Origin of the sequence: Ensifer sp., from assembly GCF_035999185.1 — a bacterium.
GTDB lineage: Bacteria > Pseudomonadota > Alphaproteobacteria > Rhizobiales > Rhizobiaceae > Ensifer.
In genome coordinates this window covers 54,240-77,764 of sequence record NZ_DASYHB010000145.1, presented here as the reverse complement: position 1 = coordinate 77,764, position 23,525 = coordinate 54,240, and the positions used below count along the sequence as shown (strand labels likewise).

Genomic DNA, 23,525 nt, shown 5'->3' with positions numbered 1-23,525 from the left:
CCATGTCGTCGGTCGAAGCGCTGCTCGGCACCTCGATCGGAAACACAAAACAATGAAAACGGGAGAACACCGCATGCGCTACGCGTCCATCACCGAACGTCTCGCCGATCTCGGCTCCGGAAAATGGTCGCTGCATATTCGTGCCCGCCAGTTGAAGGCAAGTGGTGCCGACATCATCGAGTTGACGATCGGCGAGCCGGACCTGCCGCCGGACCGCGCGCTTCTCGATGAATGCCAGCGCGCGATGAACGCCGGTCGCTACCGCTATTCCAACGGACGCGGCGAACACGCCGTTGTGGCGGCGCTCGCGGAAAAATATCGCAAGCGCCGGAGCGACGTGACGGCGGAAAACGTCCTGTGTTTCCCCGGCACCCAGACGGCATTGTTCGCCGTGATCCTGGGTCTGGCGGAAGCCGGCGACGCCGTGCTCGTCGGTGATCCGCTCTATGCGACCTACGAAGGCGTGATCCGCTCCACCGGCGCCCATCCGGTGCTGGTGCCGCTCAAACCCGAATTCGGCTTCCACATGCAGGCGGCTGACCTCGAAAAGGCGATCACGCCGGAGAGCAGGGTTCTGCTCTTGAATACGCCGCACAATCCGACCGGCGCCGTGCTGACGGCGCAAGAGATCGCCGCCATCGGCGAGGTCGCCCGCCGCCACGATCTCTGGATCGTCTGCGACGAAGTATACGAAGAACTGGTGTTCGATGCCGTCTTCGCCTCGCCCTTCGACAATCCTGACCTTGCCGAGCGCACCGTCGTCGTCTCGTCGATCTCCAAGTCGCACGCCGCACCCGGCTTCCGTAGCGGCTGGGCGGTCGGCCCGGTCGAGTTCGCCAATCGGCTGTTGCCGGTCTCTGAAACGATGCTCTTCGGCACGCAGCCCTTCATCGCCGACATGACCGCCTATGCGCTGACCCATGACATCGATACGGCCCGCAGGATGCGCGAATCCTATAAATCGCGCGCTGCACAGATCGTGGCTTCTCTCGCGGCAGCACCCGGTATCGAGGTGTTCGCCCCGGAGGCCGGCATGTTCATCCTGATCGACGTCTCCGGAACCGGTCTCGACGGCGATGCGTTTGCCTGGGCGTTGCTCGAAGAAGAGGGGGTTGCCGTCATGCCCGGGTCATCCTTTGGCGACGAGGCGCAGAACTACCTGCGCGTCAGCCTGACTGTGCCGGACCACGATATCGACGAGGCCTGCCGGCGCATCACAGCGCTTGCCGAGCGCGCCAGCCAGCGCAAGGAGCGCCGCGCATGACCATGGAAAAGACAGTTGGTGAAGTCCTGGTCGACCTGCTCGAGGCCAATGGCGTCGAGGTGGTCTTCGGCATTCCCGGCGTTCACACCGTCGAGCTCTATCGCGGGCTGGCAGCGTCAAAGATCCGCCATGTGACGCCGCGCCACGAACAGGGCGCGGGTTTCATGGCCGACGGCTATGCCCGTGTCAGCGGCAAGCCGGGTGTAGCCCTCGTCATCACAGGCCCGGGGCTTACGAACACCATCACGGCGATGGCGCAGGCGCGGCAGGATTCGATCCCGATGCTGGTGATCTCGGGCGTCAATCGCCGCGATTCCCTCGGCCACGGTCGAGGCCTCTTGCACGAGCTTCCCGATCAGCACGGTATGATGAAGACGCTGGCGCTCTATTCGCACACGCTCCTCAACCCACAGGATCTGCCTTTCGTCCTCGACCGGGCCTTCTCCGTGCTCGTGTCCGGCCGCCCGGGGCCGGTGCATATCGAGATCCCGACCGACGTCATGTCGGCGAAGATTGCGCCGCAGGCGGTGCGCCCTGCGACCGCAACGCGTCCGCGCTCCGACAGCGAAACGCTGCAACGCGCAGCTATCCTGTGCGCCGACGCCTCGCGGCCGGTGATCATCTGCGGCGGCGGCGCATTGACGGCTGAGGCCGAGGTGACGTCGCTTGCCGAACAGATCGGCGCTCCCGTCGTCACCACCGTCAACGCCCGCGGCATGCTCGCTGGAAACCCGTTGCGCGTGCCGGCAAGCCCAAGTCTCAAGGCCGTGCGGACTCTCCTGAAAGAGGCCGATCTCGTACTGGCGCTCGGCACCGAAATGGGCCAGACGGACTACGACATGTACGCGGACGGCGGCTTCCCGGCCTTGCGCAATCTCATCCGCACCGACATCGATGCCGCACAGCTGGCGCGCGGGCCGCATGCGGCACTTTCGATCCTGTCCGGCGCGAAGGCTGCGACATCCGGCATCCTCGCCTTCCTGCCGGGCCACACCAGGAAGGACGGCGCGGCCCGCGCTGAAACCGCGCGGCGCGCGGCGTTGAAGGAACTGACTGCGAAGATGCGGGCCGAGATCGCCATCATCGAAACGATCTACAGGACGCTGCCGGATTGCACGGTCGTCGGTGATTCCACGCAGGCCGTCTATGCCGGCAACCTCTACTGCGACGCGCCGCGGCAACGCAGCTGGTTCAATTCCGCGACCGGCTACGGCTCGCTCGGCTACGCCCCGCCGGCCGCCGTTGGCGCTGCGGTCGCCGAGCCGTCGCGGCCGGTCGTTTGCCTTGTCGGCGACGGCGGCTTCCAGTTTTCGCTCGCCGAAATCGGCTCGGCGGTCGATGCCGAGGCGAAGGTGATCTTCCTTGTCTGGAACAATGACGGCTACCAGGAAATCGAATCCTATATGGTCGATGCCGGTGTCACCCCCGAGGGCGTCAAGCCTTCGGCGCCGGACTTCCTGCTCGCTGCCAAGGCTTACGGCGTCGAAGGGCAAAGGCTTGCCTCGATCGCCGATCTGGCGCCGGCGCTGGTCGCCGCGGCGGACCGCAAGGGACCGTCGCTGATCGAAATCCACGAGAGGCGAACCAGCGGCATCTCCGCCTGAGGCCGCTGGCGATAGCATGGGCCGGGTTTGACTTTTCCGGCCCAGAATGGTGTTAAGAGCGTTCTTGCTCGATTCCGGCCACGTTTTTTCATTAAGGTCGGCATTCGCGCTAAATTTGACGCGCTGGCGCTAAAGCGCCAACGGAAAGGGACCGCGTCCTCTATGGACCGCATGGGTGGCAGCAAGAACATGCAGGCCGGCCGGCTTCTTGCCGTGCTGTGGCTGTTCTGTGCCTCGTTTTCCATGCAGCTCATCTCTGTCGGGCAGAGCATGCCGTCGCGGTCCTCTTCGGGCGCCCAGGCAGGCAACGCCACCGACACGGGGTCAAGCGACCGCCCCGCGGCCCGGCAGGTCTCGCGGGCAACCCCACTTTCCGATCTCCGTTTCACCGCCGAGCGCAAGGATGCGAAGTCTGCAGCCGACGACGGCATGCCGGCCCTGCTGCCGATGCTGGCGGAGCTTGCTTTTCCCCATCAATTGCAGGGCAGACTTCCCGGCCGCGTCCGGCAAAATTTGGGCGGGGAGCCCAACCATGGCCCCCAAATTCGCGCGCCGCCCCGCGCCTGATCCGTCCCATAGATTTTGGCTGGTTGCCGGTTTCGACCGCGGCTTGGTCATTGACGAAACAAGTCCTGACGATGCGCCCTGCGCCCGCACAGGCACTTCTGGAACCACACCATGCGTACATCCAAATGGGCGATTCTCGTCTATGTCGCCGTGATCATCTTCGGATGCGTCGCGGCGCTCCCCAACGTGCTGACGCCAGCGCAACGTGAACAATTCGCCGCCTGGCTGCCGGTCAAGCCGGTCACCCTCGGCCTTGACCTCAAGGGCGGCTCGCACCTCGTGCTCGAGGTCGATGCCAACGGCCTGCGCAAGGCACGCCTTGAAACGCTGCTCGACGATACGCGAAGGGCGCTGCGCGCCGAGCGCGTTTCGGCCTCCTCGGCTCGCATCGCCGGTGACGCCATCACCGTGAAGATCGAAGACCCGGCCGACCGCGAAAAGGTTCTGCCCAAGCTGAAGGAACTGGCCGCTCCGGTCGGCACGCTCGGCTTCGGCGGTTCGGCTTCCGATATCGAGGTCACCGAGGACGGCGACACCATCAACGTTGCCATGACCGAGGCGGGTCTTGCGGACCGCACCACCAAGGCGGTCGAGCAGAGCCTTGAAATCATCCGTCAGCGCGTCGATACCGTCGGCGTCGCCGAACCTTTGATCCAGCGCGTCGGCTCCGACCGTATTCTCGTCCAGCTCCCCGGCCTCGAAGATCCGACGGCACTGCGTCAGCTTCTCGGCTCGACGGCGCAAATGAGCTTCCACATGGTCGACCAGACCGTGGATCCGAACCAGCCGCCGCCGCGTGGTGTCGACATTCTGCCGGGTGCGCACGACAACAACAAATACGCGGTCGAAAGCCGCGTTGCGATTTCGGGCGAGCGCCTGGCCGATGCCAAGGCCGGCTTTGACCAGCGCACCAATGAACCCATCGTATCCTTCACCTTCGATACGCTCGGTGCGCGCCAGTTCGCGGAAATCACCCAGGCCGCCGTCGGCCGGCCCTTCGCCATCGTTCTCGACGGCAAGGTCCTGACGGCCCCGGTCATCCGTGAGCCGATCATCGGCGGCAACGGCCAGATCAGCGGCAACTTCACCGCACAGGAAGCAACCGTTCTGTCGGCACTCTTGCGCTCGGGCGCCCTGCCGGCGCCGCTGACCGTCATCGAAGAACGCTCCGTCGGTCCGAACCTTGGCTCGGATTCGATCCGCATGGGCATCTATACCGGCCTTGCCGGCTTTGCCCTCGTCGTCACCCTCATGGTCGTCCTTTATGGCGCCTGGGGCATGATCGCCAATGTCGGCCTGGTGCTGCACACGATCCTGACGATCGCGCTTCTGGCCATGCTCGGCTCGACGCTGACCTTGCCCGGTATCGCCGGTATCATTCTCGGCATCGGCATGGCGGTGGACGCCAACATTCTGATCAATGCGCGTATCCGAGAAGAAACGGAAGGCGGCGCGGGCGCGATGAAAGCGCTCGATATCGGCTTCAACAAGGCCTATGCCACCATCATCGATAGCAACGTCACGACGCTTTCGGGCACCGTACTCCTCTTCGCCTTCGGCTCCGGTCCGGTGAAGGGCTTCGCGGTCACAATGATGCTCGGCATCATCATCTCGATGTTCACCTCGATCACCGTCGTGCGTCTGATGATGCGCGAAGTCGTCGTCCGCCGGAAGATGAAGAAGCTCGAGATCCCGTCGCTGTTCGGCAAGGTTCCGAAGCTTCCGTCCTTCTCCTTCATGAAGGGCCGCTTCGTCGCCATCGGCATGTCGGCGTTCCTGTCGATCAGCTCGGTCGTGCTGTTCTTCACCCCGGGCCTCAACTATGGCATCGACTTCGTCGGTGGTATCCAGGTCGAGACCACCTCGAAGAACACGCTTGATCTTCCGACGCTGCGTCACAACCTCGAGGCGCTCAACATCGGCGAAGTGGCGCTGCAGGAGTTCGGCCAGGACAAGTCGGTTCTGATCCGCGTCCAGCGTCAGCCGGGCGGCGAGCAGGAGCAGACGGTGGCGCTGAACCGCATCAAGGATGCCGTCGTCCAGACGATCCCGGATGCGAGCTTCGAGCGCACCGAAGTCGTCGGTCCGACCGTCAGCACCGAGCTTGCCCGTTCGGGCTTCCTCGCGGTCGGCCTCGCCATGGTGGCGATCCTGCTTTACATCTGGTTCCGCTTTGAATGGCACTTTGCCGTCGGCGCGATCGCGGTTCTGTTGCTCGATATCACCAAGACGATCGGCTTCTTTGCGCTGACCGGTATCGACTTCAACCTGACGGCCATTGCCGCCCTGCTGACGATGATCGGCTACTCGGTCAACGACAAGGTCGTCGTCTATGACCGCATGCGCGAGAACCTGCGCAAGTACAAGTCGATGCCGTTCTCCGATCTCATCGACATGAGCATCAACCAGGTGATCGCGCGATGCATCTTCACGTCGATGGCAACGGCCTTCTCGCTGGTGCCGATGGCGATCTGGGGCGGCGACGCCGTCAAGAGCTTCGCCTGGCCGATGATCTTCGGCGTGATCGTCGCAACGACTTCGTCGATCTATATCGGCGGTCCGATCCTGCTCTTCCTCAATCGTTGGTGGAAGGATCGGGAAGGCTCCCGCACAGGCGCAAGCACGCCGCAGGCTGGCACGCCGGCGGCCTGATCGATTGTCAACGTCTGGCGGAGCGTGGGTTGAGATTTGACCCGTTCGGCCGGAAGGATATGAAACGTGAAGGGGCGGCCCGACGGGCCGCCCCTTTTTTGTCCGATTGTGCTGTCTTTATCCCGCTCGTGCCTTGCAGACTGATTCTTCGCTTCCTAGATAGCGTGGGTCACCGGCTCCGGTACGGGAGAATGGATTTTGCGTCCTGGACCCCTGGAAATTGAAGGGTGAAGAATTTTTTTCTGCGTCTTCATCTTTTTAATTGACGGAATTGGTAGATTATTCTAGTTTGCAAAATACGTGATGCGGGGACTCCGCCTCACGGTTGTTCATCAAACGCTCCGGCATGCTGATGCCGGGCCAGCCAAAGGAGTGTGACATGTCCGAAACCGTCTCGACCGCCGCCTTCTTCGGCACGCGTCTCCTTTGTCGCGCAACAGAGAAAAAACGTCAGATTCGCAATCTCTGCCGAATGTGACCTTCGAACCCCTCGAACTTTATCTTTTGCCGAAATTGAAAGTTTCCGCGCTGCAGGCGTGGAAGGAGCGTTATTTGCATGAGCAAGCAAGTTATCGAATTTGGCGGCGAAGCCGTCGGTGTTGTTGTCCCGGATGAAGATCGGTTCAAGTTCCTGGCTGTGAAGTATCACGTCTGGGATCTGGACGCGAAGCGCTTCGGCTCGGCCGATGAGGCGCGTGCCGCGATCCGTCAGTTGCTGGCCCATCAGGCCGTGCAAGCAAGCCGGCAGGGTCACAGCGCGGCCGCGTGAGGAGGCAAGGAATGCCGGAAGGCTTTCCTTGTGCTTTCTTTCTGAGGCTATTCCTGATCTTCGGCATCGCGCCGGCCGCGGCTAAAGCTTCGGTCGCGACTTCGGTCAATTCCCCAGTATAAATATATGTTGGCAGTACGTTTCTTGTGCTATGCCGGGATAACATTTGCATCTGCGCGGATGATTCCCGTTTCTTGGGGAACCGCAGGGAAAGCGTGCCGGAATGCTGACGAAGAAGGGAAAATACGGTCTGAAGGCGTTGGTCGATCTTGCACGGCTGGGGCCGGGCGAGACCGCCTTCATCACCGAGATCGCCCAACGCAACAATATCCCGAAGAAATTCCTGGATACGATCCTGCTCGAATTGCGTAATGCCGGCATGCTGCGTTCGAAAAAGGGTCCCGGCGGCGGCTATTCACTGTCGCGCCCCGCTTCCGAAATTCGCATCGGTCACGTGATCCGCACGCTGGACGGGCCGCTGGCGCCGATCCGCTGTGCCAGCCGTACGGCCTACGAAGTCTGCGAAGACTGCAACGACCCCGAGACCTGTCAGGTGCGGGTGTCGATGACCACGGTGCGCGATGCCGTGGCGGCGATCCTCGATTCGATGACGCTCGAAGAATTCGCCGCCGACAAGTCGATGCCGCTCGAAACCGTTGAAGAAATGCGGGCCGGCTGACGAAAAACGCCTGCGTTTGTGACAGATTTCCCTCGGAACCTGCTTGCAAGACTTGGTTTGCCAAGAAAAAGCGCTTATCTGCCCTCAAATGGTCTGTCGCGGCATTGAGGCGTGCGACAACGTCTTCGCAGAAGTGGGGTCATCATGGGTTTGAGACATGCATCGGTGGATGGGCGCAGTGCGCTTGCGGCCTTGGAATCGATCGGCCGGACGCTGACGACTGCGATGACCGGCATCAAGGCGCTTGCGGACCAGTTCGGCTCTGACGAAGTCTTTTCCCGTAGTGTCGTTGACGCCGTCGAACTGATCGGCGAGAGCCAGGGCCGCGTCGTCGTCTCCGGCGTCGGCAAGAGCGGCCACATCGGCCGCAAGATCGCAGCAACGCTCGCCTCGACAGGAACCTCGGCCTACTTCGTGCATCCGACCGAAGCGAGCCACGGCGATCTCGGCATGGTCACTTCGCAGGATGTATTGATCCTGCTCTCCTGGTCGGGAGAAACGGCCGAGCTTGCCAACATGCTCACCTACGCCAAGCGCTTCAACGTGCCGATCGTCTCGATCTGTGCCAACCGCGACAGCGTGCTGGCGCGAAATTCCGAAGTGCCGATCGTGCTGCCAAGGGTGCAGGAAGCCTGTCCGCATGGGCTCGCGCCGACGACATCGGCCATGCTGCAGCTTGCCGTGGGTGATGCGCTCGCCATCGCCCTCCTGGAGCGGCGCGGTTTTTCCGCAGAAGACTTCAAGACTTTCCACCCCGGCGGCAAGCTCGGTGCGCAATTGCGTCTGGTGCGCGAACTGGCGCATGAGGGCGCGCAGATGCCGCTCATCGAGACGGGCCGGCCGATGAGCGAGGCGCTCATCGAAATGTCGTCGAAGGGGTTCGGCGTCGTCGGCATCGTCGAGAACGGTGGCAAGCTGGTTGGCGTGATCACCGACGGCGACTTGCGTCGCCATATGTCGGGCGATCTGCTTTTGCAGCCGGTCGAGGCCGTGATGTCGCGCAATCCGCGCGTGATCCGCGGCGACGTTCTTGCAAGCGGCGCCATGGAGTTCATGCAACAGCACAAGGTCACAGTCCTCTTCGTCGTCGATGATGCAGGGCAGCCCACGAGCATCCTGCATATCCACGATCTCCTGCGCGCCGGCGTCGTCTGATCGCCGGATGTCCGTAGACGGTGCGCCGCCAGTTTCTCCGTCTGGAATTGCGTGGCAATTAACGATCTAGCCCTTTACCACGGCGGGCCAGGCGCTCGTCGTGCCCGGCTGCACCGGCCGCTCGAGATAGGTCGAAAGCACCACATAGCTGCGTGTCGCCTTGACGCCGGGCGTGTCGTAGAGACGTGCCAGCAGACCCTCCAATGCGTGCGTACTTTCGGTTCTAACCTTCAAAAGCATGCAGGTGTCGCCGGCAACCGAGTGGATTTCCTCCACCTCCGGGCATTCTTCAATCGCAAGCAGCGCCTGCGTCTTGCCCCAGCCGGTCGTGTCGACGTGGACGAAGGCGAGCAGGGTCTTGCCGACGGCCTCCGGATCGATCTGGGCAGACACGCGGCGGATCGCTCCAGAACGCCTGAGCCGTTTCACCCGTTCGTGCGCGGCCGGTGGCGAAAGCCCGACGCGCTCGCCGAGTTCGGCATAGCTCGTGGTCGCATCCTCGACCAGAACGCTTAATAGTTTTCGGTCCATTGCGTCGAGGTCGCGCTCTGGCGGGCGCTTCCGCCGAACGTCATCTGTATTTTGATCCATTCCGTTTTTCCCTCTTGTGGCTGAACATCATTCTGAGATCATGGAGAAATGACGAACCTCAATCAATCACTTTCGCCGGCGTCGCCGACCAAGGCACGGATACCGCCCTTCGCCTACGTGCTGACCGGCTGTATCGGCGTCATCGGCTCCAATTCGCTGGCGCTCGGTCCGATCGCGCCGGAAGTGGCGGCAAGCCTCGACACCGGCGTTCCGTCCGTGATGACAGCTTCTGCTGCCTTTGGTCTCGGAACCGCCGTCAGTGCTGTCTTTCTTGGCTCGCTTATCGACCGCCATGGTCCGCGCCGCATGTTGGCGGTGGCCTTGCTGCTGCTGGCGACCGGGCTTGCCGTCAGCGCAGCCGCGCCAGCGCTTGTTTTCCTTGTCGCGGCCCAGCTCGCCGTCGGCCTTGCCGCCGGCATCGCGCTTCCTTCCATCTACACGCTGGCTTCGGTCATTGCGCCGGCTGGGCGCGAGAGCGAGACGATCGGCCTGGTGCTGACCGGCTGGACACTGAGCATGGTGGCTGGCGTGCCGGTCGCGGCGGCAATTGCCGATTTCGCCGGCTGGCGCGCCGTCTACGTCATTGTCGCCGCCGCAACTCTGGTCGCGTTCGGGGCCGTCAGGCTGGCGTCAGTACCGCAAGGGCTCGCAGGGAAGGCGACGTCGCCGCTGGCGGCGCTCGGCGTGCGTGGCGTCGCGCCGCTGCTGGTTGCCTGCGCCGCCTTCATGGCCGCCTTTTACGGCGTCTATGCCTATATTGGCGAGCACCTGCACACAGCGCTTGGCCTGCCCGTCAGCGCCAACGGGCTCATCGCCGTTTCCTATGGTTTCGGCTTTGGCGCGGCTGCCTTCCTCGACAGACTGATCGACCGTCTCGGTGCCGAAAGGCTGCTGCCCCTGATCTTTCTTGTGGTCGCCGGCGTCTATGGCGCAATGACGGCTGCGAGCGCTTCCTACTCAGCCATGCTGGTCGTCGTCTTCTTCTGGGGGCTTGCCAATCATTTCGGCCTTAACGTGCTCATCATGCGGCTGACAGGCCTCGATCCCGCCAAGCGCGGGGCGATCATGGGGCTCAACAGCGGCGTCACCTATCTCTCGCTTTTTGCCGGCACAATCGGCTTCGGCATGGTCTATGCGAGGGTGTCGTTCTCCGCGTTGCCCGTCATCGCTGCAGGGCTGATGGTGGCAGCCGCAATCGCCGCGGCAATGGCGCGCCGCTGACGAGGTCCGCCAAGCGGGCGGCCTTCGTTAGGCGGCGGAAGTTGCCTTCGCCCGCTTTACCGGTCTGCGGCGCGGTGGCGGATCGACGAAAGCGCCCGGTTCGTTCAGGCTGTTCTCATTCAGTCGCTGGGCAATGGCCTCGGCGCCCGCGTCGGTTCCGGCGCGTGAGTAGAAATTGCCGCGCACCTGGATCGAGGCAGCGAGCAGGCGGAACATGGCGATGCCGAGTTCCGCGTCCGGCGCCTTGGGCGCCGTCCAGAAAGCGTCGAGCGGCTGCTGGTCTGTCAGCCCGGCAATGTTGAACAGGGCAGCGCCGAGCACCTTTACCGGCCGCCCCTGTTTCAGCGCGTGCAATCCGGCCGTCGAGTTCACCGTCACCATGCCCGCACACGCTTCGCCCAGCGCATCGAGGTTGCCGCCGTCGAGATAAAAGACGCGCCCGCCCAAGCCCAGCGCAACCGCCCTTGCCTCGATCAGCGATCGCCATGGGATGAGATCGTTGTCGAGCGGATGCACCTTGAAGACGATGCGCGCATCTTGCGGTGCGTTCGCGGCAAAGGAGGCGAGCACGTCCGAAATTGCGTCCTTCTGACTATGGAAGGGCGAATGGGCTCGCAGCTGAAAATCGGTTTCGAGCTGCAACGGATAGACGAAGTAGGGCGCGTCATCGGCCAGCAGCGTGGCAACCGTCGCCTCGGCTTCGGCTGTACGCCGCTTTTCGCCAAGGAGTCTTCGGATCCACCCGGCATACTCCGCAAGCGGATGGAAGATCGCATGCCGGCGATAGTGGGGGAACAGAAACCAGAAGAAGACGTTCGGCAGATTGTAGAGAAGGTCGTAGCTCGCATCGGCGAGAAACGTCTGACTGTAACGCTTGCGCCAATCCGGCTCCGGAATATTGCCGGCTGCCGCAAGGATGCGTTCCGGGTCATCGGGAAAATGCGAATTCGAGGACATGCCGTCGCGTTCAAGCGTCAGCCAGTCCGGCCGAAGATAGCCCATTTCGACGATGGCGACGCTGACACCTGCGCGGCCGGCGACCTTGGATGCCGCCTGATGGTAGGGCCGTTCCTCGCCGAGCAGCAGCATGTCGGTAACGCCATGGCGGGCAATGAAAGTTTCCAAATAGCCGGGCCAGCCTGCGGCCGTGCCGCGATAATTGAAACCGCCCTTGCGCCGCCAGAAGATCTGGTCGCCGACATTGAGGTTAATTCTCAGGCAGCTGTGGCCATGGGCCTCGAGCCGGTCGGCGATCTTGCGGAAGATGGGCGACGAAGGGCCTTGCAGGAACAGGAACACCCGCCGCCCTTTGTGTTCGCGCGCTCGCGCAGATGTCGCCGAAGCCTTCTCCATTCGCTCACCGCTGCTAGCGCAGCGTATCCTTTCTGAGGTTTGCGTGCTTGAGCAGCGCCTCGATCAGGTTCCAGGCTTCCACGCCCTTTGGTTCGACTGGACGATGGTTCGCCGCCTTCGCCTTGGCAAGCGGGACGATCAGGTAGTCCGTGCGCGGATCGGGGAAGGGGTCGGCAAAGGATTTGAGCAGGGGCGCGTGGTCGCCGTAAAAGACGAGCCAGACCGGTCGGTCGAGCGTGTCGAGGTGAGCGCTCAATGTGTTCAGCGCCGCATCCGACTGTTCGAGGATGGCGAGATAAATATCGACGGGATTGCTCAGATCGCCGACACGGCCCGGTTCCCACGGTCCGTGATTGGCCATCGAAGCGACGAAGACGAAGCCGCTGTCGTCTTCCGGCAACGCGTCGCATGCCGCGATCACCTTTTCCGTCAGCCGGGCGTCGGAGACATAGGGGCCGTCGCGCGCGGGATCATGGTCGAAGCCATCGAGCATGGTCAGCTTGGAAAAGCCGAGCTGCGGCATTGCCTTGTGCCGAAGGAAGAAGGTGCGGTCATAGGGATGGATGAAATGCGTGTTCCATCCGGCGCGCTTCATCTTCCCCGGCCAGACCACGTCGGCATAGTGCGAGGCCCTGAGATAAGGATAGCTGGCATCGACATGGATGTCGTCGGGCACCAGGCCGCTGATGACGGCAAACTCCGTTCTAAGCGTATAACCACCTTCGAACACGCTGCTGAGCCGACCCCATTGGACCGCCTCGCGCCGCAGGCGGTCGAGCGTCGGCATCTTCAATGTATCGACGCCGAAATGGCGCATGTCGATGAAGGATTCCGACTGCCAGACCACGATCAGCGGCGAGCCGTTGTCGCCGATCAGATCCTGTACGGCCGCCCTCACGATCTCCGATAGCTCCGCAACAATCTTTTCACGCCGGACCCCGAGCCAGACGATGAAGCGGAACACGACCGAGCCGAAGGTGCCGAAGCGCACCGTGTTCATCTTGACGTCGAGCACCTTGAGCAGCCGTTGTACCAGTGCTGCCGTCGGCCGGTTGACCGGGCCATAGAAGAGCAAAAGCCAAGGCCCATAGGCGATGCCGAGCATCACCAGGATCCAGAACGCCTTGCCCCGATCAGGCAGGATCGCCGGCTCGAAATACATGTAAAGGCCGGAAACGCCGAAGACGTAGAGGAAGGCGACGGTCCAGAACACGACGTTGAGCGAGCTCGCGTAGAAGATCGTCTTGTACTTGAAGACGTCGACCACAAGCGCGATGTCTGAAAAGATCAGGGGTTCGCGGATGAACTTGAATTTGGCGCGGGAGATGCCGGTGAAGATGATGAAGAAGCTCATCGTGCCGGCCGCCGCATAGAGCGGCCGCCAGGAACCGGCGAAAAAGCCGGCGAAAACCAGCGCGATCACCGGCAGACGGGCGAGCGCGTCGACCGCGTCCTGCGTCCGCCCGAACGGCGAAGAATGGGCACGCCTCTCGCGCTTGGGCAACGCAAAACGGTCGGTGAAGAAAATCACCGCACAGGACAGCAGATAACAACAGAGCGTGAGTGTTATCGGGTAGTCGTGCAGCTGAAATGGAAGCAACGCCAAGCGGAAACCTTCATGTCTTCATGCCGGGCGACGCCGCTTCATGCGGCACAGCATCCGCTCGACACTTAAATCCTATCGCTGGCAGGTACAAGCGTTGTCAGGTCTGCCGCTCCGACACTCCACGATTATGCGTGTCGGACGGGCTCTCCTGCGCAATGGCCCGATCGAACCACCAATTGAGAAGTGGGCGGACCGCCGGTCCGAAACGGCCGAGCAGGAAAAGCGTCGCGCCGAAATAGACCTCGAACCGACCCCGGTCGACGCCGTCGGCAATTCTGTTCGCGACCCTATCCGCCGGCCAGGGCCGGACCGTGCCCATCACCCGGGCCGCTTCCGCAGGGCGCGTTGCGAGCTCGCGCTCAAACTGCGGTGTCTGCGTATCGGGTGGGAAACACACCGAGATCCCGACACCGTGAGGCCGTGCTTCCGCACGCAACGCCTGAGCAAAGCCGTGCAGAGCGAACTTCGAAGCGCAGTAGGCCGAGTAGCCGTAAACGCCGATGAGGCCGGCACCGGAGGAGATCATCATGATCCGGCCACGGCCGCGCCGCTTCATGCCGTCATAGACGGCACGCACTGCATGCACCGTGCCGGAAAAATTGGTTTCCATCTGCCGGTGGAAGGACGCGCTGTCGAGCTCTTCGAAACGGCCGGGTTCGACGATCCCCGCCGACGTCACCAGGATGTCGCAGGGCCCGAAAGCCGTCTCGCACCGCCGGACTGCGGCGACGAGTTCGTCCTCCAGCGCAACGTCCGCTGCTTCGATCCGGATGTTGTCGGCGCTGGTACCCTTGGACGAAGCGAGGTCGATTTGCGCGCGCTGCAGCAGATCGCGCGAACGGGCAATCAGCGAGACGCGCGCGCCACGCTCCACGTAGATCGTTGCAAGTGCATATCCGATACCGCTCGAACCACCGGTGATGATCACATGCGTCATGCTGGTTTTCCGCTCATTGCATGTCCGGCGGCTGCGATGGTCTCGGCTCAGCGTGCCGAGAGCGCTTTCATCATCTGATCGATGTCGATCCCACCGAGCCCGAAGTTGCGCTCCGTCAGCTCCGTCAGCCGTTCGGCCGTCAGCGTCACGGTCCGCCGGATCTGTTCTTCCGTATGCTCGCTGGTGATGAAGAAGCGCAGGCGTGCAAGCCCCTCGGGAACGGCCGGGTGGATGATCGGCAGTGCATTGACGCCTGCAGCGAGCAGATCGTTCGAAAGCTGAACAGCGCGCAGGGAATCGCCGACAAGGACAGGCACGACGGAAAAGCCGCTCGAAAGGCCCGTGTCCAGTCCGGCTTCCTTGGCAAGCTTCAGGAAGAGGGCGCCGTTGCGGCGCAGTGCTGTCGTCCGCGCCGGCTCGCGTTCCAGCACGTCGAGGCTCGCGGTCGCAGCCGCCGCCAGGACGGGTGCGAGGCCGACGCTATAGACGAAGCCGCCGGCAGACGCCTTCAGGACCTCGACCAGCGCTTCGCTGCCGGCGATATAGCCGCCGCAGCTCGACGTGGTCTTCGACAACGTTCCCATCCAGATGTCGATCTCGTGCGGATCGACGCCGAAATGCTCGGCAAGGCCGCGGCCGGTCTTGCCGAGCACGCCGAGCGAATGCGCCTCGTCGACCATCAGCCAGAAACCGTATTCGGACCGCAGCTTCAAAAGACCCGTCAGATCGGCGACGTCGCCGTCCATCGAATAGATGCCCTCGACGATGACCATGATGCGGCGATAGTCGCCCGCGACCGTCCGCAGCACGTGCTCGAGATCGGCAACATCGTTGTGCTTGAACAGACGCCGCGTCGCGCCCGAGAGCTTGATGCCCGCAAGCGCGCTGTTGTGAATGAACTCGTCATGGACGACGAGATCCTTCGGCCCTATCAGGCAGCTGATGGCGGCGACGTTGGTGAGATAGCCGCTGACGAAGCAGACGGCGGCATCGACACCGTAGAAGCCGGCGATCTTTTCTTCCAGCGCCACATGCACCGGGCGTTCGCCGGCAACGAGCCGGCTTGCCGAGGCGGATATGCCGAAGGTGCCGATGGTGTCGCGTGCCTTGGCCAGCACCTCAGCGTGACGATTGAGGCCGAGGTAGTCGTAAGAGGCAAAGTTGATTAGCTTGCGACCGTCGATGACCGTCGTCGCGCCGGCCGCCGTCTGGTGCGCGCGGTAAAACGGATTGGCGATGCCAAGCTGCTCGCTTGCGAACTTCTGGGTCATCACCTGCTTGTACTCCGGCAGGTCTTCGAAACGGGCCTGTTGCCGGCGCGCCGGTGGCGGCATCTCACGCTCCGAGCGCGCCATGCGGTTGCGCTCGGAGGATTGATGCGTGTTTCTCATCCGGTCCAGCAGATTTTCCTTGAGGCTGCTGGTCATCTTGGACGCGCCTGGGCCGTTTCCGTTCGTGCTCATTGGCCTTGTGCTTTTTCCTTCGCCGTTCCGACGTGGCGCTGTGCGAGTTCGCTGACGATCTTGTCGTCCGCGGGCTCGGCATCGTCGCTCTGGTCGCGCTTGCTGACCTTCTCATAGAGCTTGCGGGCGACATCGCCAACCGTCGTGTTGTCGGCGACGCCGCTGAGCGGCATGTCGAAGCCGGTGTTCTGCTGGAAGCTCATGCCAAGTTCAACCGCCATCAAGCTGTCGAGGCCGATTTCCTTCAGCACCTTGGCGCGCGTGACCGTATCCTTCGATACGCGCAGGATCGCGGCGATTTCGCCGGCGACGAGGTCGAAGAGAATATCCTCGGCCTCCTGAGGCGACTTGCCCTCGATCATCGCGACGAGGTCCATCTTCGTGCCTTCGCCGCCGGTCGCATGCTGGTCGGCACTGCGCAGGATGACTTCGAAGAGCGCGTTCTTGGCGACCGGCAGGTTGCGCGCAGCCGACCAGTCGATTTCCGAGATCATCACCGTGGCCGCATCGACAGTGTCCGGATCGAAGGCCAGGTGGCTTTCGACCATGTCGAGCGCCGTCTGTGCCTTCAGCGCCGTCTTGCCGATACGCTTGGCGAGCAGGTCGTTCACGTCGGTGTTCTGGACCAGGTAACCCTTGTCCGCGATCGCGCCGAAGCCGACGGCCAGGCCCGCAAGACCACGAGCGCGGCGGGCGCGAGCGAGACCTTCGAGATAACCGTTGGCGGCAACGTAGTTCGCCTGTCCCGGATTGCCGACGAGCGTCGTCGCCGACGAAAACAGGATGAAGTTGTCGAGCTTGTCGCCACCCGTGAGCGCGTCGAGAACGGCAGCGCCCTTGGCCTTGGTGTCGATGACCGGGCGGTTGCGTTCGCGGGTGAGGTTGCTGATCAACGCGTCGTCGAGAACCATGGCTGCGTGCACTACGGAGCGGAGCGGGCCGATGGCACGCAGCTCCTTGAGCAGACGCTCGGTGGCCGACAGGTCCGTGACGTCACAGGCATGGACGGTAGCCGATACACCGGACTTCGCCCAGGTTTCGATCATTGCCGTCGTCTCGGCATCGGCCAGGCCGCGGCGCGAGCAGAGGGCAATGTTCTTCGCACCCTTTTCGACGAGCCAGTTGGCAGCGGCCAGACCGAACCCGCCGATACCGCCGACAACGAGATGCACGCCGTTCGGATCGACCTTCATGCCGCCATGCGGGCGCTTGGCGACACGATGCTTGCCGGCAACCGGCGGCAGGACGACGATCTTGCCGATATGTCCGGCATTCTGCATCAGCCGGAAGGCATTGCCGATTTCGTCGAAATCGAACGCGCGGTAGGGCAGCGGCGTCAGCTTGCCGTCTTCGAACAGCGCGCCGATTTCGGTGAAGATCCGCTTGGTGAGCTTCGGCTGGTTGACGAGCAGCTGGTCGGCGTCGATGCCGAAATAGCTGACATTACGCCGGAAGGGCCGAAGGCCGATCTTGCTGTCGGCATAGTAGTCGCGCTTTCCGAGTTCCAGGAACCGGCCGAAAGGCTTCACCAGCGCCAGGCTCTGCTCCATGGCTTCGGCGAAGAGCGAGTTCAAAACGAGGTCGACGCCCTCCCCACCGGTCACGGCGCGAACGTCGTTGACGAAGCCGAGCGAGCGGGAATCGAACACATGGTCGGCGCCCAGCATCGACAGGAAGCGGCGCTTTTCGCGCGTGCCGGCCGTGGCGATGACCTTGGCGCCCTTCAGCTTGGCAACCTGCAAAGCGGCGAGACCGACGCCGCCGGCCGCACCGTGGATGAGGATCGTCTCGTCCGGCTGAATGCGGCCAAGCTCCACCATGGCGTAGTAGGCGGTGAGGAACGCGACGGGAACCGTCGCAGCCGCAACGGGGCTCACCGTTTGCGGCAATCTGGCGACGCCTGCACGAGACACCACGGCATGGGTCGAGAACGCCGAGGAGGCGATCGCCATGACGGCATCGCCGACCGCAAGATCGTCGACACCTTCGCCGACGGCAACGACGTGGCCGGAAAGCTCCATGCCGATCGTCGCGCCGGCAAAACCGTCTTCAAGCGCTTCTTCGGGCAGGAGGCCCATCGCCCACATCACGTCGCGGAAATTGAGGCCGGTCGCAGCAACCGCGACGACGACGTCGCCGGGACCTGCAGGGGGAACATCGCTTTCTTCCCAGACGATGCTGCCGACCTGAGAGCTGACGCGCTGACGGATCGTGGCGGCGTTGAAGGAGACCGTCGCTGCGTGCGCGTTGTCGACCGGGCCGGGCACCGCACGGATCTCAGAAAGCGCAGCACCTTCGCCCTCAAGCAACCATTCGCGGTTGTCGCCTACCGCGCTAAGCAGAGGCAACGCCGTCGCCATCTGCTTCACTGTGGAAGGAGCACCGTCGATGTCGAGCGCATGCACGTCGAGGAATTCGTACTCGTTCTGGAGGACGCGCGCGAAGGCCCAGAGGCCCGCGTTCACACCGTCGCTGGCAACCGCGGCACCGACGATCCGGCTGGCGATCGGGGCGCCGCCCGGGGCGACGAGCACCAGACGCGGCCGCCTGTCGTCCGCAGGCTCAGCCCCGCCCATGTGCTGGCGGAGCGCTTCGGCAAAGTTGCCGAGGGCGAGGATCTGCGATTGCAGCGATGCCGATACATCCGTGCGCGACGTCAATGCCGCCGAGGCGAGGAAGACGGCCCGGATCGGCTGATCGCCAAAGGCTGCGAAGGCCTCGAGAAGCGCCGCCTTGTCCGGCGACGTGTCACCGGTCAAGCCAACGGGGATGGCCGAACCTAAGGGCTGGTTGCGCTCGCGGTTCGCAATATGCAGCTCAAGATAGGGCCTAGGTGCCGGAGCTTCGGCAACGGCTGCCGTCGTTGCCGCCCCTCGGGCTTCGATCACGATGATGTTGCCGCTTGCGCATTCAACGTCCGCAACGTCGATGTTGCGCAGGTCGAGATCGCCGAGGCACTTCTGCCAGTGCGGAACGGCCGCAAGGTTGCCGATCGGGAACTCCGCAGTCTGGCTGCGGGCAAACCAGCCCTCGCAAAGTCCGAGTGCGAAATCGTTGAACAACGACGGCGCACTGACGGCGGCGACCAGGGCGCCTGTTTCGCGCAGCGTCGAGCGAAGCGCGCTACGGGCAGCAACGTCGTCTTCGATCAGGCTGTAGAACCCGTCGGAGGCGCTGACGACGAGATCGAAGGGCGCGAGGGTTGCGAGCTCACCCTTCTTCAGGATGCGCACATGCGCGTCGTTCTCGAATGCAAGCTCAAGGCCGCGCTGGGCATTGTCGCGCGCTTCGAACACGGTCAGGCTCGCGCCATGCCTTTCGGCAAGCGTCGCCAGGCGCCTTGTGAAACCGGTCGACACGCTGCCGAGTTCGACGATGCGAAGCCGCATGCCGGCGGGCAGGGCGACGAGCGCTTTTTCGAGCGCATCGAGCACGAGGGCCATCCGCTGCCGGCTCGTGTCCGAATGAACCGCCTGATGGTCGAGCGTGGCATCGCTGATGAAGCTCGGAGCAGGGGCCGCTTCGCTGCCGGACTGCAGGGCCTCGATGCGGGAAAGGGCTTCCGCATAGGCGTTGTTGATCAGAACAGCCTCGACGGCGCGGTCGGGCCGCTCGCCGTAGAGTTCGCGCAGGATTTCGGCCACGCTTGGCAGATTGAAGTCTTGCGCGATCGTCCAGACGCCATCCTTGTGCTGACAAAGCCCGGCGTCCTCCAGGACGTAGAGGCAGCTCGTCAAGAAACACTGGAAGGCGAAGTCGCCCGGCAAGTTGTTGCCATGGATCGTCGCGCGCCCCTTGGCAAGCGTGAGGGCGATCTCCTGGCAGGCGCGGTATATGGCGGCGTTGAAGAGCAGCGTCGCGTTGTCGACCCCCGCCCCGTCTGCGGCCGGCATGGCGATCGATACCGGCGCCAGGCTGGTGCTTTGAAGGCCCGCCAGGACGACGTCCGATTGTACCGCTTCGTAGTGGAAGGACAACGCGTCGAGTGTCTTGTGCTTGCGCAAATAGGTCCGGCGGAAGCGGCAATCCTCGAAGTGCGCGATCGGTTCACCCGACTTGCCGAAGAAGTGGAACTTGGCCTTGATCGAATTGGCGCTGACGCGCTCGATCTCGATCATCGCGCGCGCGATCGGCAGGCCGCCATTGACGACACGCACCGAACCAAAGCGGACGGGAATATAGGGAGCGCCGCTCTTGTCGCCGGTGAACCGGTCGAAGAGCGCCACCAGCCCGTGGAAAGTCGCGTCGACCGAGATCGGGTTCAGCGCATAGGTAACCAGTGGGTGACCAGTGGCGTCAGCCGGCTTCAGTTCGACATCGACAAGCCGGTCGCCGTAGGCCATCGCCTTTGCCAGCAGCTGGAAGCGTGGGCCGTAATCGAGACCGAATTGCCTTGCCGTCTCATAGGCGCGGGCGGGCGCTACGGTTGCGGTCTTGGCCAGACCGGCCAGCGACGGATAGGCGCGCACTTCTGCCGGCAACGGCTTGCGGCAGCGGGCGACCGCATGCACGGCCCAGTCGTCCTCGGACAGCCGTTCGCGTGAGCGGATCTCGATATCGCCGGTCTCCGGCGAAAGCACCGTCGACAGCTCCATGATCTTCGTGTCGCTCAGTTCCAGCGGCCGGACGATCTCGAGATTGGTGATCTCGACTTCGTCGCTGGCGTAGAACTGCTGTGCGGCCGCAACCGCGATTTCGATAAACCCGCTGCCCGGCAGGATTGCCTTGCCATCGACGACATGTTCGGCGAGGTCCGGGAACAGATGGGCGTCGATATGGTTTTTCCAGCTGCCGCTGTTCGGATCGCTGCGCCAGCCGGTCAGGCGGTAGGGCTTGGCGGTCCGGCCGAAAAGATCGGTGGCGTCCGTGGTTGCCGTTGGACGCAGTTCAACCGGTTCGAACGGCAGGCTGGGAAGCGCGATCGATGCGTTGCGCTTGCCGAAGACCCGGGTCGTGTCGACGACAGCCCCGTGGGCCACGGCGCGCGCCATCGCTGCCGAGATCGGATCCTGACCGGTTTCGCCGACGTCCCTGAGCAGTGTCGGCACGATGATGCCAGGGGCCGCTGCCTGCTTGATCGTCTCCTTGACATAGGAGGACAGGATCGGGCGGGGGGAGATTTCGATGAACAGACGGCAGCCCATTTCGATCGCAGCTTCGGCGGCCGCCTGGAAACGGACCGGCTCGCGAACGTTTTTCCACCAGTAGTCCGGATCTAGTTGTGTGCCTTCCAGTGCAGCACCGGTGACCGTGGAAAGATAGGTCAGCTCCGTGCGGCGCGGGGCAATGTCCGGAATGTCTGATAGGAAGGCATCTTTCGCCCTGTCGATGATCGGGTGGTGGAACGGGTAATTGATGTCGAGGATCTGAACCGGGATCTTCGCCTTGCGCGCGGCGTCGCGGAAGGCCGAGATCTGGTCGGCCGGTCCCGAAATCGTCACGGAGTTATGGGCATTGACCGCGGCGACACAGAGATTGTCAAAACCGCGGGCTTCGGCAAAGGCGCGGGCCGCCTCTTCCCCGAGCATGACGGCGGCCATGGTGCCGTGACCGGCGAGCAGGTCCTGGTGCAGCGAGCGCTTGGCGACGATCGAAACCGCATCGACGAGCGAAAGCGCGCCGGCGGCGTAGGCCGCGGCAATTTCACCGACGGAGTGACCGAAGACCGCGACCGGCTTGATGCCCATGGCGACAAGCGAATCGGAAAGCGCCGCCTGCACAGCGAAAAGCAGCGGCTGGGCGATTTTCGTGTCGGCAAGCTTCTTGTCGAGATCCGGATCGGTCAGGAGGTCCGTGAGCGCAATGTCGGAATGGAACTTGAACAGCGCGCTGACCGAGGTGAAACACTGGCGGAAGTGCAGGTTCTCGCGGAATGCTTCCACGCCCATGCCGGCCCATTGCGAGCCGTTGCCGGAGAAAACGAAGGCAACCTTGGCGTCGCGAACGACGGCCTCGCCGACCTCGCCGATACCCGAGCCGGCCTTCTCCAGATGGCTTGCGATCGCGCGGACGATATCCTCGGGCTGGTCGCTGCGGGCTGCGAAACGATGGCGCATATGGGTGCGGTTGGCACCCGATGCGGCAACCATCGAGCGGACTTCGCCCTTGGACGCATTTGCAAACGCCGTCTTGTAGTCCTTGAGCAGGGCTTCGAGGCTGGAGGCCGTGTGCGCGCTTGCGAGGAAGACGTGACCGGACGAGGACGGGTTGGAGGTCTTTTCGTCGACCGCCGGTTCCGGGTCGCTGATGACCACGTGGGCATTGGCGCCACCGAAGCCAAACGAGTTGATGCCGGCGAGACGCGCGCGCTTGCCGCGCAGAAGTTCGATCGGGTTCGCGGTCACGCGGACGTTCAGGCCGTCGAAGTCGATATGTTCGTTGGGCGTATCGAAGTGAAGCGAAGCCGGAAGGTAATTGTTTTCGAGCGCCATGACGGCCTTCAGCATGCCGAAGAGGCCCGACGCCGGTTCCGTATGGCCGATGTTCGACTTGATCGAGCCGATCGGCACGGGTGCCCGGCGCTTGGCGCCGATGACGGTCCCGATCGACCAGACTTCGGCCGGGTCACCGACCTTGGTGCCCGTCCCGTGACCTTCGACGAAGGCCACCTGGTTGGCGTCGATGCCGTTGCCCTCATAGATCGCCTTCAGGAGATTGGCCTGAGCCTCGCGTGAGGGCAGCGAAATGCCGTTGGTGCGGCCGGCCGAGTTCACGCCGGTCGCGACAATGCGCGCGTAGCTGCGATCCTTCTCCCGGCGCGCCCGATCGGAGCGGCGCAGGACGAAGACCACGCCACCTTCGGCGCGGACATAGCCGGCGCCGTCGTTGTCATAGGCGCGGCAAAGCCCTTCCGGCGACAGCATGCGCGCTTGGGCGAAGCCGACGAAGGGCAGGGGGTGAGCAAGGATATTGACGCCACCAACGATCGCCGTGTCGATCTCGCCTGAAGTCAGCGCCCGCATCGCCTGGTCGAGTGCGACCAGCGAGGAGGAACAGGCCGTGTCGACCGTCATGCTCGGGCCGCTGAGGCCGAAAATGTGCGAAATGCGGTTTGACACGATCGACAGGGTGTTGCCGGTCATGAAGTAGGGACCAGCGGCAGCCGGATCCTCGACCGTCAGATTGGCGTGGTCGAGGCTGGACGCACCGATATAGACGCCGACATTTTCGCCATGCAGGGATGTTGCCGAGATGTTGGCGTCTTCAAGCGCGCGCCAAGCGAGCTGGAGCAGCACGCGCTGCTGCGGGTCCATATACATGGCCTCGCGCTGCGACATGCCGAAGACGGCAGGATCGAAATCATAGAGCTGGTCGAGCACGCCGGCGGCGAAGGAGTAGGTCTTGCCCTGCGTGCCCATGACCGGATGCCAGAATCGCGCCACGTCCCAGCGATCCGACGGAATGCTGGTGACGGTGCACTTGCCTTGACGAAGAAGTTTGAACAACGCCGAAGGCGATTCTGCTCCAGGGGCGAGGCATGCACGCCCAATAATCTCAACAGCCATGTATGATCGAACGCTCTAAACTGCCGTTAAAGTTGCATCTGCAATTGCCGGTCGGAGGCCGAAATGCAATCGCCAATCGTTATGCTACCCGGTTTTCCCGGTTATATTCGTCCCGCCTCATTAGTCAGCTTTTAACTTAAAGTCCCTAGCTTTCAACCC

At 63.2% G+C, this 23,525-nt stretch carries 14 protein-coding genes; 8 read left to right on the top strand and 6 right to left on the bottom strand.

The genetic code is table 11. The features are described 5' to 3' along the window. The first annotated feature begins 73 nt into the window (after nt 1-73). The 7 genes from VGO04_RS19515 to VGO04_RS19485 all read left to right on the top strand — a co-directional run bounded on the left by VGO04_RS19515 (nt 74) and on the right by VGO04_RS19485 (nt 8,690). A complete protein-coding gene (locus VGO04_RS19515) occupies nt 74-1,264 on the top strand; it encodes a pyridoxal phosphate-dependent aminotransferase (RefSeq protein ID WP_327497619.1) in 1,191 nt (396 codons plus the stop codon). Beyond that, the gene (locus VGO04_RS19510) at nt 1,261-2,868 is read left to right on the top strand and encodes a 5-guanidino-2-oxopentanoate decarboxylase (protein WP_327497618.1); all 1,608 of its coding nucleotides are present in this window, start codon (nt 1,261-1,263) and stop codon (nt 2,866-2,868) included. Before VGO04_RS19515 ends, VGO04_RS19510 begins: the two co-directional genes overlap by 4 nt. A gap of 162 nt (nt 2,869-3,030) precedes the next feature. Next, nucleotides 3,031-3,435 carry a hypothetical protein gene (locus tag VGO04_RS19505; RefSeq protein WP_327497617.1) on the top strand — a complete coding sequence of 135 codons (405 nt, stop codon included), beginning with the start codon at nt 3,031-3,033 and terminating at the stop codon, nt 3,433-3,435. A gap of 111 nt (nt 3,436-3,546) precedes the next feature. After that, entirely contained in the window at nt 3,547-6,087 is a 2,541-nt protein-coding gene (gene secD, locus VGO04_RS19500) for a protein translocase subunit SecD (protein WP_327497616.1), read from the top strand. Nucleotides 6,088-6,643: 556 nt separating this feature from the next. Further along, on the top strand, nt 6,644-6,856 hold the full coding sequence (locus tag VGO04_RS19495; RefSeq protein ID WP_327497615.1) for a hypothetical protein: 213 nt from the start codon (nt 6,644-6,646) through the stop codon (nt 6,854-6,856). Nucleotides 6,857-7,079: 223 nt separating this feature from the next. Beyond that, a complete protein-coding gene (locus VGO04_RS19490) occupies nt 7,080-7,535 on the top strand; it encodes an Rrf2 family transcriptional regulator (protein WP_327497614.1) in 456 nt (151 codons plus the stop codon). Nucleotides 7,536-7,679: 144 nt separating this feature from the next. Beyond that, nucleotides 7,680-8,690, top strand: a complete 1,011-nt coding sequence (locus VGO04_RS19485) for a KpsF/GutQ family sugar-phosphate isomerase (protein ID WP_327497613.1) — start codon at nt 7,680-7,682, stop codon at nt 8,688-8,690. 66 nt (nt 8,691-8,756) lie between these two features. Here the strand turns inward: VGO04_RS19485 and VGO04_RS19480 are convergent, their stop codons facing one another. Further along, complete coding sequence (locus tag VGO04_RS19480) at nt 8,757-9,281, bottom strand: Lrp/AsnC family transcriptional regulator (protein WP_327497612.1); 525 nt, start codon at nt 9,279-9,281, stop codon at nt 8,757-8,759. 48 nt (nt 9,282-9,329) lie between these two features. Between VGO04_RS19480 and VGO04_RS19475 the strand changes: the two genes are divergently transcribed. Next, nucleotides 9,330-10,502, top strand: coding sequence for an MFS transporter (locus VGO04_RS19475; RefSeq protein WP_327497611.1), 1,173 nt, complete (start codon nt 9,330-9,332; stop codon nt 10,500-10,502). 27 nt (nt 10,503-10,529) lie between these two features. Here the strand turns inward: VGO04_RS19475 and VGO04_RS19470 are convergent, their stop codons facing one another. The 5 genes from VGO04_RS19470 to VGO04_RS19450 form a co-directional block, all read right to left on the bottom strand. Next, nucleotides 10,530-11,855, bottom strand: coding sequence for a capsule biosynthesis protein (locus VGO04_RS19470; protein ID WP_327497610.1), 1,326 nt, complete (start codon nt 11,853-11,855; stop codon nt 10,530-10,532). Nucleotides 11,856-11,868: 13 nt separating this feature from the next. Further along, nucleotides 11,869-13,461, bottom strand: coding sequence for an LTA synthase family protein (locus VGO04_RS19465; protein WP_327497609.1), 1,593 nt, complete (start codon nt 13,459-13,461; stop codon nt 11,869-11,871). A gap of 97 nt (nt 13,462-13,558) precedes the next feature. Next, complete coding sequence (locus VGO04_RS19460) at nt 13,559-14,398, bottom strand: SDR family oxidoreductase (RefSeq protein WP_327497608.1); 840 nt, start codon at nt 14,396-14,398, stop codon at nt 13,559-13,561. Nucleotides 14,399-14,445: 47 nt separating this feature from the next. Beyond that, nucleotides 14,446-15,861, bottom strand: a complete 1,416-nt coding sequence (locus tag VGO04_RS19455) for an aminotransferase class I/II-fold pyridoxal phosphate-dependent enzyme (protein WP_327497607.1) — start codon at nt 15,859-15,861, stop codon at nt 14,446-14,448. Further along, nucleotides 15,858-23,366: a type I polyketide synthase gene (locus tag VGO04_RS19450; RefSeq protein ID WP_327497606.1), complete on the bottom strand. Its 7,509-nt coding sequence runs from the start codon at nt 23,364-23,366 to the stop codon at nt 15,858-15,860. Before VGO04_RS19450 ends, VGO04_RS19455 begins: the two co-directional genes overlap by 4 nt. Between the last annotated feature and the right edge of the window lie 159 nt (nt 23,367-23,525).

Coding starts and splice junctions, on each gene's coding strand:
- VGO04_RS19490 (WP_327497614.1), top strand. CDS start 7,080: ATGCTGACGAAGAAGGGAAAATACGGTCTGAAGGCGTTGGTCGATCTT.
- VGO04_RS19480 (WP_327497612.1), bottom strand. CDS start 9,281: ATGGATCAAAATACAGATGACGTTCGGCGGAAGCGCCCGCCAGAGCGC.
- secD (WP_327497616.1), top strand. CDS start 3,547: ATGCGTACATCCAAATGGGCGATTCTCGTCTATGTCGCCGTGATCATC.
- VGO04_RS19495 (WP_327497615.1), top strand. CDS start 6,644: ATGAGCAAGCAAGTTATCGAATTTGGCGGCGAAGCCGTCGGTGTTGTT.
- VGO04_RS19475 (WP_327497611.1), top strand. CDS start 9,330: ATGACGAACCTCAATCAATCACTTTCGCCGGCGTCGCCGACCAAGGCA.
- VGO04_RS19485 (WP_327497613.1), top strand. CDS start 7,680: ATGGGTTTGAGACATGCATCGGTGGATGGGCGCAGTGCGCTTGCGGCC.
- VGO04_RS19505 (WP_327497617.1), top strand. CDS start 3,031: ATGGACCGCATGGGTGGCAGCAAGAACATGCAGGCCGGCCGGCTTCTT.
- VGO04_RS19460 (WP_327497608.1), bottom strand. CDS start 14,398: ATGACGCATGTGATCATCACCGGTGGTTCGAGCGGTATCGGATATGCA.
- VGO04_RS19510 (WP_327497618.1), top strand. CDS start 1,261: ATGACCATGGAAAAGACAGTTGGTGAAGTCCTGGTCGACCTGCTCGAG.
- VGO04_RS19470 (WP_327497610.1), bottom strand. CDS start 11,855: ATGGAGAAGGCTTCGGCGACATCTGCGCGAGCGCGCGAACACAAAGGG.
- VGO04_RS19515 (WP_327497619.1), top strand. CDS start 74: ATGCGCTACGCGTCCATCACCGAACGTCTCGCCGATCTCGGCTCCGGA.
- VGO04_RS19455 (WP_327497607.1), bottom strand. CDS start 15,861: ATGAGCACGAACGGAAACGGCCCAGGCGCGTCCAAGATGACCAGCAGC.
- VGO04_RS19450 (WP_327497606.1), bottom strand. CDS start 23,366: ATGGCTGTTGAGATTATTGGGCGTGCATGCCTCGCCCCTGGAGCAGAA.